Genomic DNA, 14597 nt, shown 5'->3' on the forward strand with positions numbered 1-14597 from the left:
GAATCATCGGCCCTTTTTACTTTCATTCTCAACCTGCTGGCTTTTTAACGCCAGGCGACACATCGACAATTTTGATGTCATAAATCATGGTTGAGTTCGGTGGGATCTCCGGCATGCTGCCCTTTTCACCGTAAGCCAGTTCAGGCGGCACGACAATACGCAGTTCACCGTGATTGCTCACCTGAGCAATCGCCGATTTAAACAGCGGCGGGAACTGGTTTAACGGTAAGGCCAGCACAGTGCCTTTTTGGCTCATATCGTTAATAATTTTGCCATTGGTCAGGCTCTCACGCATTGTGACCGCAACCGTATCGCTGTTTTTAATTTTTCCTGCACCCTTATCTACGACCAGATAGTAATAGCCTAACGATGCACGTTTAACACCCGCTTTCTTACGGAACTGCGCAAGGTATTTACTGCCTTCTGAAGTCGCGGTAGTTGAAATAGTGTTTTCCTGATTGGCAGAGTTTTGATCCAGCTCTTTCAGGACATCAACCAACTTGTCCTTCGGGACTTTCAGTTGATTATTGATTTCATCTGTTACCCCGTTCAGCACCTGTTGCTGCGCAATACGGTAGCCGTAACCTTCTTTACTTTTGATCATACTGAGAATTTCATGAGCCCAGTAAGCCCCGAGCGCATAATCGCGTATTTCATCTTTAGTCGTGGGTTTTGCTTCCACCGGGACAGCGGGCTTCGCCTTTTGTAACTCAGCAAGCTGCTTCGATTGCGTCTCGAGTTGTTTTCCCGCTTCCAGCCACTTCGCTTTCAGCCCTTCGCTGTCTTTCTGACTTGCCGCCAGGCTTTGCTGTAGTGTATTCAGCGTCTTGTCTTTAGTCGCCTGGGCAACCGTTAAATCCGCGAGTTGTTTCTCAAGCGTAGCCACCTTATTGCGGCTCTCAACGAGGGAGTTTTGCGTTTCATCCGCCGTTGTCTTGTTGGATTTGGACGTCGCAGTCAGCGCGGCGATTTGTTGTTGGAAGGTTGCCACCTGAGCCTTGCTTTCCGCGAGGCTTTTCTGAAGTTGAACAGTCTGCTGTGTTTTTTCATCCTGGGTACCGGTCAGGATTTTGACCTGAGCGGTTAATCCCTGTACGGCTTTTTCACGATTCGCCAGTTGCTGTTGCAGATCGTTCAGCGCTTTGGCTTTTGCCGTCTGGTCGCTGGTTAACGCGGCAATTTGCTTCTGACTTTCCGCAAGCGTTTTCTGGAGTTGAACAGCCTGCTGCGTTTTTTCGTCCTGGGTACCGGTCAGGGTTTTGACCTGGGCGGTTAATCCCTGTACGGCTTTTTCACGATCCGCCAGTTGCTGTTGCAGATCGCTCAGCGCTTTGGCTTTTGCCGTCCGATCGCTGGTTAAACCGGCAATCTGCTGCTGGCTTTCCGCGAGCGTTTTCTGGAGTTGAACAGCCTGCTGCGTTTTTTCGTCCTGGGTACCGGTCAGGGTTTTGACCTGGGCGGTTAATCCCTGCAACGCTTTTTCACGATCAGCCAGTTGCTGTTGCAGATCGGTCAGCGCTTTGGCTTTTGCCACCTGCTCGCTGGTTAACGCGGCGAGCTGTTTTTGATAGTCCGCTGCCTGTTTTTGGCTTGTCTCAAGAGATTTTTGCAACTGGAGGTTAGGGGAGGATTTTTCTTCTTCAGCATCAGCATTTACTCGGATCCGCGCGCTTAGCGCCTCTATCGCTTTTTCGCGTTCATTCAGTTGCTGCTGCAAATCCGCTGCCTGTTTCTGTATCACATCGAGTCTTTCTTCCAGCTCGGCTTTTTCTTTAGCCCAGGGAAATCTTAATTGCGTTGCCTGATTTGGACTGGAAACTGTGCTTTCTGCGGGGGGGGTACGACAGAACGGCTATGCTTTTTTGGCCTCTCTGGATGGAGGGCCGTTGGCTCCGGCATAAGTATCGGTTTCACCAATAACAATTCAGGAATACCGCTCGACTGAGCGGTGATTGAATCCAGAGATTCCAGCGTCTTACTATTATTGGTTGACTGGGCATCCTGCGCTGCAATGGCGCTGGTGGTTATTGGCAATATAAAAAAAAAAGGCTTTTCAACGTAGATCGGGTCATTTCACATTCTCTCCCCGCGCAATTAATGAATCATTAATAGCCTGCTCAATATCATTACAAATTTTTTGCGTTTTATATTTATAAAGCGTGTCCATAATGTCTTTGGTGTCAGGGTTTACATCATTACGAACGGTGGAATATACCGAAGCGCTTTTGAGCAGGTTATCAAAAACAACTTTCTGCGCTGCATATTTTGCCGGGTTGATTTTCGATAATGCTGCCAGTTCGCGTTGACACACCGTCGCCGCGCCGTTGGAGGAGGAACTTTCCTGATACGGATCGTTATTGACGGTAGAGGGCGTTTGAGATTCTAACTTCGCAGAGGGTAACCGCGTAGAAACGCTTTTTCCCGGCTGAGTAGGCTGCACATTTTCGGTTGTTGTATCAGGCGGCGCGGATTCATTAAGATGGCACCCACCGGTTATCAACAATCCTGTTAAAGGCAAACCCAGGAGCAACCTCATCATCCATGTATTTAATTTATCTGAATAACCCACAATATAACCTCAATGAATATTTCTCGGGTTGATTACCCTTCACCCCGGACACTATATAAAATAAGAAATGAATTATCCTAAATAGCAAAATAAAAACAAACACGAAAGAATCCTAAAAAGGATAAATAAACGCCACTTCACTATAAAATCTCAAATGATATTTAATTGTTATTTTTATTACGTGTAACCATTGCATCAGCGTGTAGCATTTAATTCATCATACCCGCTTCGTTTTTCGCGGTAAGGCTTGTGCATCCCTCGATTCTTCTCCCTCCGGCTCCGCTGTCCTGTTTTCTGACGCGGTTCAAAAAATAAGAATTTACTTTGACCAGGCGTTAAATTTCTGTTGCGAGCCTGATGCGACCTGAACAATCATAAGTAGAACGTTCTACTATAACGTTCTACTTACATAAAACAGGGCATAAGCCTGGTCTACTTCGGGGGAAATCAGCATGAGTCTGATGTCAGGGTTGGTTAAATCGCTTTCAAAGCTTTCCATGATAGGCCGCGCGTTAATGCTGCCTATTTCACTGTTGCCTGCGGCAGGTTTGTTACTGGCGTTTGGTGACAAATTCCACTTACCGTTAATGATGAACGCGGGCGGCGTTATCTTTGACAATCTGCCCATGCTGTTTGCCATCGGCTCTGCTGTCGGGCTGGCGTCAGAATCCGGGATCGCGGCGCTGTCGGCGGCGGTGTCGGTATTTATTACCAACATTACTATCGGCACGGTACTGGGTATTACGCCGGAAATGGCGGCCAGCGGCGGGAAATACGCAATGGTGGTGGGTATTCCCACCCTTCAGATGGGCGTATTCGGCGGCCTGATCTGCGGTATCCTTGCCGCGTGGTGCTATAACCGCTTCCATACCATGCAATTGCCGGAGTTTTTAGGCTTCTTCTCCGGTAAACGATTTGTCGCCATCGCCACCGCGTTGTTGTCGTTTTTGCTTGGTCTTGCCCTGCCCTACGTCTGGCAGCATATTCAGGCGGGTATCGATGCACTGTCGCTGGTCGTGAACGGTGATAACCAGGCGGCATCGACCTTTATTTTTGGTCTGGTCGAACGTGCGCTTATCCCGCTGGGCCTGCATCACATCTGGTATCCGTCGTTCTGGTATTCGTTTGGCGATTACACCACCGCCACCGGCCAGGTGATCCATGGCGACCAGACAATCTGGTTCAAAATGCTGGAAGAAGGCGTGAAAAGCTTCAGCAGCGATACTTACCACAACGCAGGCAAGTTCATGCAGGGTGAATTCCCGCTGATGCTGTTCGCGCTGCCAGCCGCTTGTCTTGCTATGTATCACGAAGCCAATACCAAAAACAAAAAAATCGCCTCCGGTATTCTGTTCTCGGCGGCGCTAACCTGCTTCTTAACCGGGATCACCGAGCCGGTTGAGTTCACCTTTATTTTCGTCGCACCGATACTGTATGTGTTTAACGCCGTGATGGCGGGTCTTTCTTATATGTGCATGTACTTACTCCACGCGCATATCGCCAAATCTTTCTCGGCTGGGCTTATCGACTACATTTCATTCGGGATTTTGCCGTCGTTTAACGGTTATCAAACCAATTTCCTGAATGCCGTGATCGTCGGCGTACCGATGGGGCTGATTTATTACTTCACCTTCCGCTACGTGATTCGTCGCTTTGATGTCAAAACACCGGGCCGCGCGGAAATCGCAGTGAATGCCGATGATAAAACTGATACCGAACTCGCGACCGATATCATTAATTTGCTGGGCGGCGCTGAGAATATCGACAGCGTAGGCTCGTGCATTACGCGTTTGCGTCTGGAAGTCGATAAAGCTTCGCTGGTGGATCGCGATGGGTTAAACAGCGTGGGCGCGCGCGGTGTGGTTTTTGTTGGGGATAGCGGGGTACAGGTGATTTTCGGTGCCCGGGCGCAGTTTATTGCCCAAACCATTTCCACCATGATTGGTAAGTGATCGCGATTTTCTGCTGCGCCTCCTGTATGTTACAGGAGGCGTTGTTATCTCGCAGAAAGAAAAGGACTTGTCAGGAGAGCGATGAAAAAGGTCAGCATTATTGATGTGGCAAAGCGGGCGGAAGTCTCCGTCTCTACCGTCTCATTGGTGTTACGCCAGAAAGGGAAAATATCTCAGGCCACCATCGAAAAGGTGCAAGCCGCTATCGATGAACTGGGCTATGTCCATAACATGGCTGCCGCGAATCTCCGCGCAAACACCTCTAATCTCATCGGCCTTATTCTTCACGATTTTAACGATCCTTTCGCCATTCGCGTCACGTCCAGCATTGTGCATGAACTGGAACTCCAGGGTTTTATGGTGGTGTTGGCCCAGCCGCAGGGCAACATTGAAAAGCTGGAACAGTGCCTGCTGGCGTTTACCCGCCAGGGCGTAGCGGGCGTGATTTATTTAGACGCGGAATCAAAAACCGACAGCGTACCCACCGCGATTAGCGAAAACCCGTTGCCGATGGTGGTGGTTTCCCAGTCGCCGCTCAACTGCACGCGGGACGTGGTGATGCGTGATAATCGCCAGGCCGGAAGTCTCGCTACGCGCTATCTGATTGAGCGCGGGCATCGCAGCATTGCTTATATCGGTGGCGATGCGCGCTGTTTAATCCGCCATGAACGGCTTTCTGGCTACCGGGCCGCACTGACTCAATATGGGTTATTCCCGCGTGAGGATTTTACCCCTGCCTGCCGTGAAGATACCCAGGCCGCCAGCGCCGTGGTGCGCGAGCTTCTGGAGAGCAATAATAAAATCACCGCCCTGCTGTGCCATTCACCCAATGCCATCATTGGCTGTATCGACGCCATTAATCAGGTGGGGCGCACCGTGGGTAAAGATGTGTTCCTTACCCAACAGGTGTCGCTGATCGGTTTTGAAGACTTGATGATTAATCTGACTACGCCGTCGTTCACCTATGTTTCTTCCGCCAGTGAAGAAACCGGGCGGCAGGCGGCGCAGTTGATGGTACGTAAGCTAAAAACCGCCGACTTGCCGGTTCAACGAATTACGCTGTCCGGGCAACTGGTTATTCGCGGTTCTGCCTGATGCGTTACGCCTGCGGCGGCTGGCCGTTCGATGCCGTGATCCCGCCGTCCACCGGCAGATTAACGCCGGTAATGTACCGCGCGTCGTCGCTGGCGATAAACGCGATGGCATCGGCGATATCCTCTGGCTCCCCGGCGCGTTTAAGCGGAATACGTTCGTAGAATTTTTGCAGCAGCGGCTTATTTTCCTTCATCTCTTCCGTGAGTTCAGTAAAGGTAAAACCGGGGCAAATGGCGTTGATGCGCACACCGTCGGCACCGTAATCCATCGCCAGTGCGCGGGTAAAGTTAGTGATTGCGCCTTTCGCCGCGTTGTACACGCTCATCCCCCAGTCGCCGCCCAGCCCCGATACGGAAGAGATATTCACCACGTTGCCTTTGGTTTTTAACAATTCCGGCATGAAATAGTGGGTGCAGTAAAATACGCCGTTCAGGTCTGTTCCCATTAGCGTTTCCCAGTCATTCAGCGTGATTTCATGAATGCGGCCCTGCACGATAACGCCCGCGTTATTGACCAGCACGTCCACGCGGCCATATTCATCCACTACGCGTTGCGCGAGGTTTTGCACCTCATCCGCTTTCGATACGTCGCAAGGCACGACCAGATGTTTACCCTGCGGCAGCTTAGCCGCCACTTTTTCCAGTTTTTCCGGTGTGCGGCCTACCAGTACAACGCTGGCCCCTTCGCTGGCGAAGCGCTTCGCCGTACCTTCACCAATGCCGGAACCTGCACCCGTGATCACCACCACTTTCTGCTGAAAACGTGTCATGTCACCTCCTGTTTATGTTGCGATGTTGAGTTAAGCGACTGATTTAAGACTGGCAGTCTGTGGGCACATCGCAAGCCTCTAAGCAGAATTGGCAACTAACTGACTGATTTTAAGCAAGATAAAAAAGTTTAAAATTGTGATTAAACGCACTGTCTGGAAGGTGTGACTACTCGTTCGCCGCGCGTGCGTTTCAGAAAATCCCCTGCTCGCGCCCGCTTGCCGTTGGGCTATAGTTTGCCGCAATCCCTCACACCGGAAGTTTCTATGCCCACCATCGTGACTCATGCTGCCGTACCGCTGTGCCTCGGGCTCGGCCTGGGCAGCAAAACCATTCCGCGCCGTCTGTTATTCACCGGCGTCGCGCTCGCTATGCTGCCCGATGCAGATGTTCTCTCTTTTTATCTGGGAGTCGATTATGGAAATATGTTTGGTCATCGCGGCTTTACCCACTCGCTGCTGTTCGCATTCGTGGTGCCGCTGCTGTGCGTACTGATTGCCCGGCGATGGTTTCAGGCCGGGCTGGTGCGCAGTTGGCTGTTTTTAACGGTATCGCTACTGTCACACAGCCTGCTGGATTCCGTGACCACCGGCGGGAAAGGCGTGGGCTGGCTGTGGCCGTGGTCAAATGAACGCTTTTTCGCGCCCTGGCAGGTCATTAAAGTCGCGCCGCTGGCGCTGGAAAAATACCTGACGCCGCGCGGGCACCAGGTGATCGTCTCTGAACTGCTGTGGGTGTGGCTGCCGGGTATACTGCTGGCGTTAATCCTCTGGCGATTACGCCGCCGCTAAATCGCGGGCATAAAAAAAGCGGCTTACACCGCTTTTTTTACAGGTTACTTTCTACGCCAGGTGGTGCCCTGCGGACCATCTTCCAGCACGATGCCCATCTCGTTCAACCGGTCGCGGGCTGCGTCCGCCGCCGCCCAGTCTTTGGCTTTACGCGCATCAAGACGCTGTTGGATCAGCGCTTCAATTTCTGCCACTTCGCCGTCATCCGCCTGCGCGCCGCTTTGCAGGAACTGCTCGGGATCCTGCTCCAGCAGGCCCAGTACGCCAGAAAGCTTACGCAAATGCGCCGCCATCTGATTGGCCGCTGTCGCATCAACGGATTTCAGGCGATTAACTTCACGCGCCATATCAAACAGCACCGAATAGGCTTCCGGCGTGTTGAAGTCGTCATCCATCGCTTCTACGAAACGCGCTTCAAACGCTTCGCCACCTGCCGCCTGGGCGTTGACGTCGGTGCCGCGCAGCGCGGTATACAGGCGCTCCAGGGCAGAACGCGCCTGCTTGAGGTTCTCTTCGCTATAGTTCAACTGGCTGCGGTAGTGACCGGACATCAGGAAGTAGCGAATGGTTTCCGGATCGTAGAATTTCAGCACATCGCGCACGGTAAAGAAGTTGCCCAGCGATTTGGACATCTTTTCGCGGTCGACCATTACCATGCCGGAGTGCATCCAGTAATTCACGTATTCGCCATCGTGGGCACAAGTAGATTGTGCGATTTCGTTTTCATGATGCGGGAACATCAAATCGGAACCGCCGCCATGAATATCAAAATGGCAACCCAGCTGTTTGCAGTTCATGGCGGAACATTCGATATGCCAGCCCGGACGCCCTTCGCCCCACGGGGACGGCCAGCTCGGTTCGCCCGGCTTGGACATTTTCCACAGCACAAAATCCATCGGGTTGCGTTTCACGTCCGCCACTTCAACGCGCGCGCCCGCCTGGAGCTGATCCAGATCCTGGCGCGACAGCAGGCCGTAATCCGCGTCGGTGTCTACCGCGAACATCACATCGCCGTTGGTTGCCACATAGGCGTGATCCCGGGCAATCAGTCGTTCAACAATTTCGATGATTTCGTGAATATGTTGGGTCGCGCGCGGCTCGTTATCCGGGCGCAAAATATTCAGCGCGTCGAAATCCTTATGCATTTCAACAATCATGCGATCCACCAGCGCGGTAAAGCTTTCGCCGTTCTCGTTGGCGCGCTTGATGATTTTGTCATCAATATCGGTGATGTTCCGCACGTATTTCAGCTTGTAGCCTAAGAAACGCAGGTAGCGCGCCACGACGTCAAATGCCACAAAGGTACGCCCATGACCAATATGACAGAGGTCGTAAACCGTGATACCACACACGTACATCCCGACTTCCCCGGCATGTATTGGTTTAAATTCCTCTTTTTGGCGGCTAAGGGTATTGAAGATTTTTAACATCAGGCGATTCCGTGTCAGTGTGTGGATAAAGTAAAACGCTTTATATTACCTTGTATTCAAACTTCAGGCAGCACACTTTGCAAGGTGATCGTTCACGGTGAGTTATGCTATAACAACCTCCTCGGTGTGGCCTGAACAGCAGGTTACAGCACCCATTAAACAGAACAGGATGCAAGCATGGTTACTTTTCATACCAATCACGGCGATATCGTAATCAAAACTTTTGATGATAAAGCCCCGGCAACGGTTAAAAACTTCCTGGACTATTGCCGCGAAGGTTTCTACGACAACACCATTTTTCACCGTGTAATCAACGGCTTTATGGTACAGGGCGGCGGTTTTGAACCGGGCATGCACCAGAAACCAACGAAAGATCCTATTCAGAACGAAGCCAACAACGGCCTGAAAAACACCCGTGGCACCCTCGCTATGGCGCGTACTCAGGCTCCGCACTCCGCGACCGCACAGTTCTTTATCAACGTCGTGGATAACGACTTCCTGAACTTCAGCGGCGAAAGCCTGCAGGGTTGGGGCTACTGCGTGTTTGCTGAAGTGTCTGAAGGCATGGACGTGGTCGACAAAATCAAAGCGGTAGCCACTGGCCGCAGCGGCATGCATCAGGACGTTCCAAAAGAAGACGTTATCATCGAGCGCGTGACCGTCGGCGAGTAATCTGTGGCGACGCTGTTTATCGCAGATCTCCATTTAAGTACCGAAGAACCGGCGATTACCGCCGGTTTTCTGCGTTTGTTGGCGGGCGAAGCGCGCGCAGCGGACGCACTGTATATTCTTGGCGATCTGTTTGAAGCCTGGATCGGCGATGACGATCCTAACCCCTTACATACTCAAATCGCTGACGCTATCCATGCATTGGTGAATAGCGGTGTGCCCTGCTACTTCATCCACGGTAATCGTGATTTTCTGATCGGCCAGCGTTTTGCGCGCCAGAGCGGCATGATCCTACTGCCTGAAGAGCAAGTGCTCACACTCTACGGTAAACGCATTCTGATTATGCACGGTGACACGCTGTGTACTGACGATATCGGTTATCTGCGGTTTCGCGCCAAAGTGCATCAGCCCTGGCTGCAAAAGCTGTTTCTTGCCCTGCCGCTGTTTATTCGCCAGCGTATTGCTGCCAAAATGCGCGCCGGCAGCAAAGCGTCCAATCAAACCAAATCTGAAACGATAATGGACGTCAATCCGCAGGCCGTTATCGACGTCATGGCCCGCCATCAGGTTCAACACCTGATCCACGGACATACGCATCGCCCGGCGATCCACGATCTCGTTATTGAGCATCACCCAGCCCGCCGTTACGTGCTCGGCGCATGGCATCATGAAGGTTCGATGATAAAAGTCAGCGATACCGATATCGGGTTGCTGTTTTTCCCGTATTAACGGGCATATCACGTTGCAGCCTTTATGCAGAATAAACAGCGATAAAAAGTAATACGTAAGAAGATGGTTTTTTTGTGGGTTGTCTACCATGCTATTAATACCCGTTTATAGAGGCGGGTTTACTGTTGATAGCCTATCAATTCTGCAAGGAATTCATTTATGAAAAAGATGACAGCTATTCTGCTGGGCTCCGCCGTTCTGTTTGCTTCCAACGCTTTTGCTGCTGAGTTAATGGAAAAAAATGATTTCCAGAAAGTGGAGTCTCAGTATGAAAAAATTGGCAGCATCTCTACCTCCGGGGAACTCTCCGCTTCTGATGCTAAGAAAGAACTTCTTGATAAAGCAGAAGAAAAAGGTGCTGATGTGGTAGTAATCACCTCCGCCAATACCGATAACAAGATCCATGGCACGGCGAACATTTATAAGAAAAAATAATCATTTCTTCCGCCACTCCGGTTAGCCGGAGTGGCGTTGCACATGAGATAAAATGTGGTAAAGCGTTATTTCCTGGGTTACAGGCGAGATACTCTTTATCCACTCCGCTATTTATTCGCAGGCGATTTAATTAATAACCAGAAAGCATTCTGCCGCTGCTCTTTATTGCGGGTTTCCCTTCCGGCTTGAAAAAACGGGCGAATAAATTCGCCCATTCCCTCGCTCATTACGGCGTAACAATATTGAACCAGAACTCAAAATTATCCATATAACCCAATAGTTCATTCAGCTTGTCGGCATTACCGCTAATTTTCACGTCGCCTTTATCGGTGGCTTCTTTCAACGTTTCCTCCTTCAACACGATACGGTTTAACGCATCGCGGGAAAGCGTAATCGTGGCATCGGCATTGGCGTCTTCGCTATTAACGGTATGGTTGAGTACGCCATTTTCCAGTTCAACCTTATATTTGCCCCCATCGCTACCGAAATCGACGTTAAGAATAGCTTTGGCGTCCGCCGCTTTTTCACCGTTGATATGCACCGCCAGATAATCAAAGAACATTTCCGGCGTCATGGCGCGAACCGTATCCGGGCTGGCGGTATTTGGCGTCGGCATTTTTTGCACGCCGTTACGCAGTTCCTGCGCGCCTGTCAGGTAGAAGTTACGCCACGGTCCTGATTCTGCCTGATAGCCTAGTTGCTCCAGCGCGTCGGCTTCGAGGTTACGGGCGTCCTGATTATTAGGATCGGCAAAGACCACTTTGCTGACAACCTGCGCCACCCAACGGTAGTTCCCCTGGTCGAAATCCTGCTTCGCTTTTTGCAAAATCGCGTCCGCGCCGCCCATATATTCCACGTATTTTTTCGCCCCCTCTTCCGGCGGCAGTTCATCCAGGGTGGCCGGGTTGCCGTCAAACCAGCCGAGATAGAGCACGTAAGTCGCTTTGACGTCATGGCTTACCGAACCGTAATAACCCCGGTTAGCCCAGGTATTCGCCAGTGAAGAAGGGAGTGTAAAGTTGGCGGCGATCTCATCGCGTGTCAGGCCCTGGTTGGCCATACGCAGCGTCTGGTCGTTGATGTAACGATACAAATCGCGCTGGCTTTTCAGCAACTTAACCACATTCTCGTTGCCCCACGTCGGCCAGTGGTGCTGGGCAAGAATGATTTCCGCTTTATCGCCCCAGAGATTCAGCGCCTCGTTGATGTATTTAGACCAGGGAAGTGGCTGACGAATTTTTGCACCGCGCAAGGAGTAAGTGTTATGTAATGTATGCGTGACATCTTCTGCCGTTTCGATCAGTTTTTTCTCTTCGATATACCAGAGCATTTCTGATGGGGCTTCCGAGCCAGGTGCCATCAGGAAATCGTAAGTTAACCCGTCAATCACCTCTTTTTGCCCGGTTTCAGTGATGTAATGGGTTGGCGCAATCAAGGTCACCGTACCCGCTGAGGTGGTGGTTCCCAGGCCGGCACCAACCTGGCCTTTTACGTCTGGCTTCAGCAGGTTGCCGTACATATAGCTGGCGCGTCGGCTCATCACATTACCGGCCATAATATTTTCCGAGACCGCCTCTTCCATGAAACCTGCCGGGGCGTAGATTTTCACTTTTCCGGCTTTGACGTCCGCTTCGTCAATCACACCACGCACGCCGCCGTAGTGGTCAACGTGGCTGTGGGTGTAGATCACTGCGACTACCGGTTTGTTGCCACGGTTTTTATAGTAAAGATCCATCCCGACTTTAGCGGTCTCCGCGGATACCAGCGGATCGACCACGGTGATCCCCTCTTTCCCTTCGATAATCGTCATATTCGACAGATCGAGATTACGGATCTGGAAAACCCCTTCGGTGACCTCGAACAGCCCGCTGATATTGATCAGCTGCGCCTGGCGCCACAGGCTGGGGTTAACCGAATCCGGCGCTTTATCACCTTCTTTAATAAAGGAATACTGCTGTGGATTCCAGATAACGTTACCCTGCTCCCCTTTAATCACGTCCTGGGGAATGGGGGCAATAAATCCTTTGTGGGCATCGGTGAAATCTTGCGTATCAGAAAAAGGGAGTTGATTGAAAAGCGCGTTGTTTGCCTGTTGCGTCGAGGCGGTCGCTTCTTTTGGCGCTTCCTGGGCGAGCCCGGGGAGCGTATAAGAAGCAAGAAAACCAGCCAGAGCAAGACCTGCGGCTATCCGATTGAATTTCATTCTTAAAACCTCTCAGTGGAAACAAACGTTGCTGGAATTAACAGCGCGGCCCTGGCTGATCGTTTAAAGGAATGTCATTTGAATTTCAGATATGAAAGAGAAATACGCTTCGTTGGCGTTGATCTAGCTTAGTAAAAAAATACGATATATTGAAATCAGGCCAGCGCGTGATGCTTATCTTTTTTAACCAAAAGTGGCGGGCTATCCTGAAATACCCGCACTAAAAACCCCGACTCCAGGCCGACGCAACCGTTTTCCTTGCGGTTTTTCCATGTTATTCTTTGAGCCCTTCTGAACGACAAGCACCTTGTTTTCGCACACTCACAGGAGTTTTAAGACGCATGTCTTTAAGCCAAAATCCGGCGCGTATCGCCATTGTGATGGGGTCTAAAAGCGACTGGGCCACCATGCAGCATGCCGCTGAAATTCTTGATGCCCTTGATGTTCCGCACCACGTTGAAGTGGTCTCCGCCCACCGCACGCCCGATAAACTGTTCAGCTTCGCCGAAGCCGCGCAGCACAACGGTTATCAGGTGATTATTGCTGGCGCAGGCGGCGCGGCGCATCTGCCAGGCATGATCGCCGCGAAAACCCTGGTGCCGGTGTTAGGCGTGCCGGTGCAAAGCGCGGCGCTGAGCGGTGTAGACAGCCTCTACTCTATTGTGCAAATGCCGCGCGGCATTCCGGTGGGGACGCTGGCAATCGGCAAAGCGGGCGCAGCAAACGCCGCGCTGCTGGCAGCGCAAATCCTCGCCCAGCATGATGATGCATTGCTGGCGCGTCTGGCTGAGTGGCGCAAAACCCAAACGGATGAGGTGCTGGATAACCCGGACCCGCGGGGTGCGGCATGAAACAGGTGTGTGTGCTGGGCAACGGCCAGTTAGGACGTATGCTGCGCCAGGCCGGTGAGCCGTTAGGCATTGCGGTCTGGCCAGTGGGACTGGATGCGGAGCCGGAAGCGGTGCCGTTTCAGCAAAGCGTGATCACCGCTGAAATTGAGCGCTGGCCGGAAACCGCGTTAACCCGCGAGCTGGCGCGCCATCCGGCGTTCGTTAACCGCGATGTGTTTCCGATTATCGCTGACCGTCTGACCCAAAAGCAGCTGTTCGATAAACTCGATTTACCCACCGCGCCGTGGCAGTTGCTTGCCAGCGAAAGCGAATGGCCTGCGGTGTTCGACTCCCTTGGGGAACTGGCGATCGTTAAGCGCCGCACCGGCGGCTATGACGGGCGCGGCCAGTGGCGTTTACGCGCCGATGAGACCACGCAGTTGCCGCAGGAGTGCTACGGCGAGTGCATCGTTGAACAGGGTATTAACTTTTCCGGCGAGGTGTCGCTGGTGGGTGCGCGGGGTCATAACGGCGAGACGGTATTCTATCCGCTGACCCATAACCTCCATCAGGACGGCATCCTGCGTACCAGTGTGGCGTTCCCGCACAGCAATATCGAGCAACAGCAGCAGGCTGAGCAGATGCTCGGTGCCATCATGCACGAACTGGGTTATGTCGGCGTGATGGCAATGGAGTGCTTTATTACCCCAGGCGGATTGCTGATCAACGAACTGGCGCCGCGCGTACACAACAGCGGCCACTGGACGCAGAATGGCGCGTCCATCTGCCAGTTCGAACTGCACCTGCGGGCGATCCTTAACCTGCCGCTACCGCAGCCAGTGATCAACAGCACGTCGGTGATGGTGAACCTGATCGGTAGCGATCTGAATGACGCCTGGCTGCAATTGCCGCTGGTGCATCTGCACTGGTATGACAAAGAAGTGCGACCGGGGCGTAAAGTCGGCCATCTGAATTTATCGGATACCGATACCGGCAGGCTGGACGCGTCGCTGGAAGCGCTGGTCCCGCTGCTGCCACCGGAATACGCCAGCGGTATCGCCTGGGCGCAAGTGAAACTGCGTTAATCCTTCGCTGTTTATTCCGAATCCAGGGCGTCTTATGACGCC

The 14597-nt window shown here is 52.2% G+C and carries 13 protein-coding genes; 8 read left to right on the plus strand and 5 right to left on the minus strand.

The window, feature by feature from the left end; all coding sequences use genetic code 11:
- Positions 1 to 28 precede the first annotated feature (28 nt).
- Both RT120_RS05020 and RT120_RS05025 read right to left on the minus strand, forming a co-directional pair.
- A complete protein-coding gene (locus RT120_RS05020) occupies positions 29 to 1741 on the minus strand; it encodes an FKBP-type peptidyl-prolyl cis-trans isomerase (RefSeq protein WP_312980174.1) in 1713 nt (570 codons plus the stop codon).
- A gap of 327 nt (positions 1742 to 2068) precedes the next feature.
- Positions 2069 to 2569, minus strand: a complete 501-nt coding sequence (locus tag RT120_RS05025; RefSeq protein ID WP_312980176.1) for a hypothetical protein — start codon at positions 2567 to 2569, stop codon at positions 2069 to 2071.
- Positions 2570 to 3021: 452 nt separating this feature from the next.
- Between RT120_RS05025 and RT120_RS05030 the strand changes: the two genes are divergently transcribed.
- On the plus strand, positions 3022 to 4521 hold the full coding sequence (locus RT120_RS05030; protein ID WP_312980179.1) for a PTS transporter subunit EIIC: 1500 nt from the start codon (positions 3022 to 3024) through the stop codon (positions 4519 to 4521).
- Positions 4522 to 4602: 81 nt separating this feature from the next.
- On the plus strand, positions 4603 to 5616 hold the full coding sequence (locus RT120_RS05035; protein ID WP_312980181.1) for a substrate-binding domain-containing protein: 1014 nt from the start codon (positions 4603 to 4605) through the stop codon (positions 5614 to 5616).
- Positions 5617 to 5620: 4 nt separating this feature from the next.
- Here the strand turns inward: RT120_RS05035 and RT120_RS05040 are convergent, their stop codons facing one another.
- The gene (locus RT120_RS05040; protein WP_312980184.1) at positions 5621 to 6385 is read right to left on the minus strand and encodes an SDR family oxidoreductase; all 765 of its coding nucleotides are present in this window, start codon (positions 6383 to 6385) and stop codon (positions 5621 to 5623) included.
- A gap of 264 nt (positions 6386 to 6649) precedes the next feature.
- Here RT120_RS05040 and RT120_RS05045 point away from each other — a divergent pair, with 264 nt between their 5' ends.
- On the plus strand, positions 6650 to 7174 hold the full coding sequence (locus tag RT120_RS05045) for a metal-dependent hydrolase (RefSeq protein ID WP_312980413.1): 525 nt from the start codon (positions 6650 to 6652) through the stop codon (positions 7172 to 7174).
- 44 nt (positions 7175 to 7218) lie between these two features.
- On the opposite strand, the gene cysS is transcribed toward RT120_RS05045, so the two are convergent.
- The gene (cysS, locus tag RT120_RS05050; protein WP_312980186.1) at positions 7219 to 8604 is read right to left on the minus strand and encodes a cysteine--tRNA ligase; all 1386 of its coding nucleotides are present in this window, start codon (positions 8602 to 8604) and stop codon (positions 7219 to 7221) included.
- Positions 8605 to 8781: 177 nt separating this feature from the next.
- Here cysS and ppiB point away from each other — a divergent pair, with 177 nt between their 5' ends.
- The 3 genes from ppiB to yahO all read left to right on the plus strand — a co-directional run bounded on the left by ppiB (position 8782) and on the right by yahO (position 10437).
- The gene (gene ppiB / locus RT120_RS05055; RefSeq protein ID WP_312980189.1) at positions 8782 to 9276 is read left to right on the plus strand and encodes a peptidylprolyl isomerase B; all 495 of its coding nucleotides are present in this window, start codon (positions 8782 to 8784) and stop codon (positions 9274 to 9276) included.
- Between the two features lie 3 nt (positions 9277 to 9279).
- The gene (gene lpxH / locus RT120_RS05060; RefSeq protein ID WP_312980193.1) at positions 9280 to 10002 is read left to right on the plus strand and encodes a UDP-2,3-diacylglucosamine diphosphatase; all 723 of its coding nucleotides are present in this window, start codon (positions 9280 to 9282) and stop codon (positions 10000 to 10002) included.
- A gap of 159 nt (positions 10003 to 10161) precedes the next feature.
- Positions 10162 to 10437: a DUF1471 family periplasmic protein YahO gene (yahO, locus tag RT120_RS05065; RefSeq protein ID WP_312980195.1), complete on the plus strand. Its 276-nt coding sequence runs from the start codon at positions 10162 to 10164 to the stop codon at positions 10435 to 10437.
- A gap of 226 nt (positions 10438 to 10663) precedes the next feature.
- Here yahO and RT120_RS05070 read toward each other — a convergent pair whose 3' ends face one another.
- Positions 10664 to 12640, minus strand: coding sequence for an alkyl sulfatase dimerization domain-containing protein (locus RT120_RS05070; protein ID WP_312980198.1), 1977 nt, complete (start codon positions 12638 to 12640; stop codon positions 10664 to 10666).
- A 341-nt stretch (positions 12641 to 12981) separates the two neighbouring features.
- On the opposite strand from RT120_RS05070, the gene purE reads away from it, so the two are divergent.
- A complete protein-coding gene (gene purE / locus RT120_RS05075) occupies positions 12982 to 13491 on the plus strand; it encodes a 5-(carboxyamino)imidazole ribonucleotide mutase (RefSeq protein WP_312980201.1) in 510 nt (169 codons plus the stop codon).
- Entirely contained in the window at positions 13488 to 14555 is a 1068-nt protein-coding gene (gene purK / locus RT120_RS05080) for a 5-(carboxyamino)imidazole ribonucleotide synthase (RefSeq protein WP_312980204.1), read from the plus strand. Before purE ends, purK begins: the two co-directional genes overlap by 4 nt.
- Positions 14556 to 14597 lie beyond the last annotated feature (42 nt).

It is taken from the genome of Atlantibacter sp., assembly GCF_032062175.1.
Lineage (GTDB): Bacteria > Pseudomonadota > Gammaproteobacteria > Enterobacterales > Enterobacteriaceae > Atlantibacter.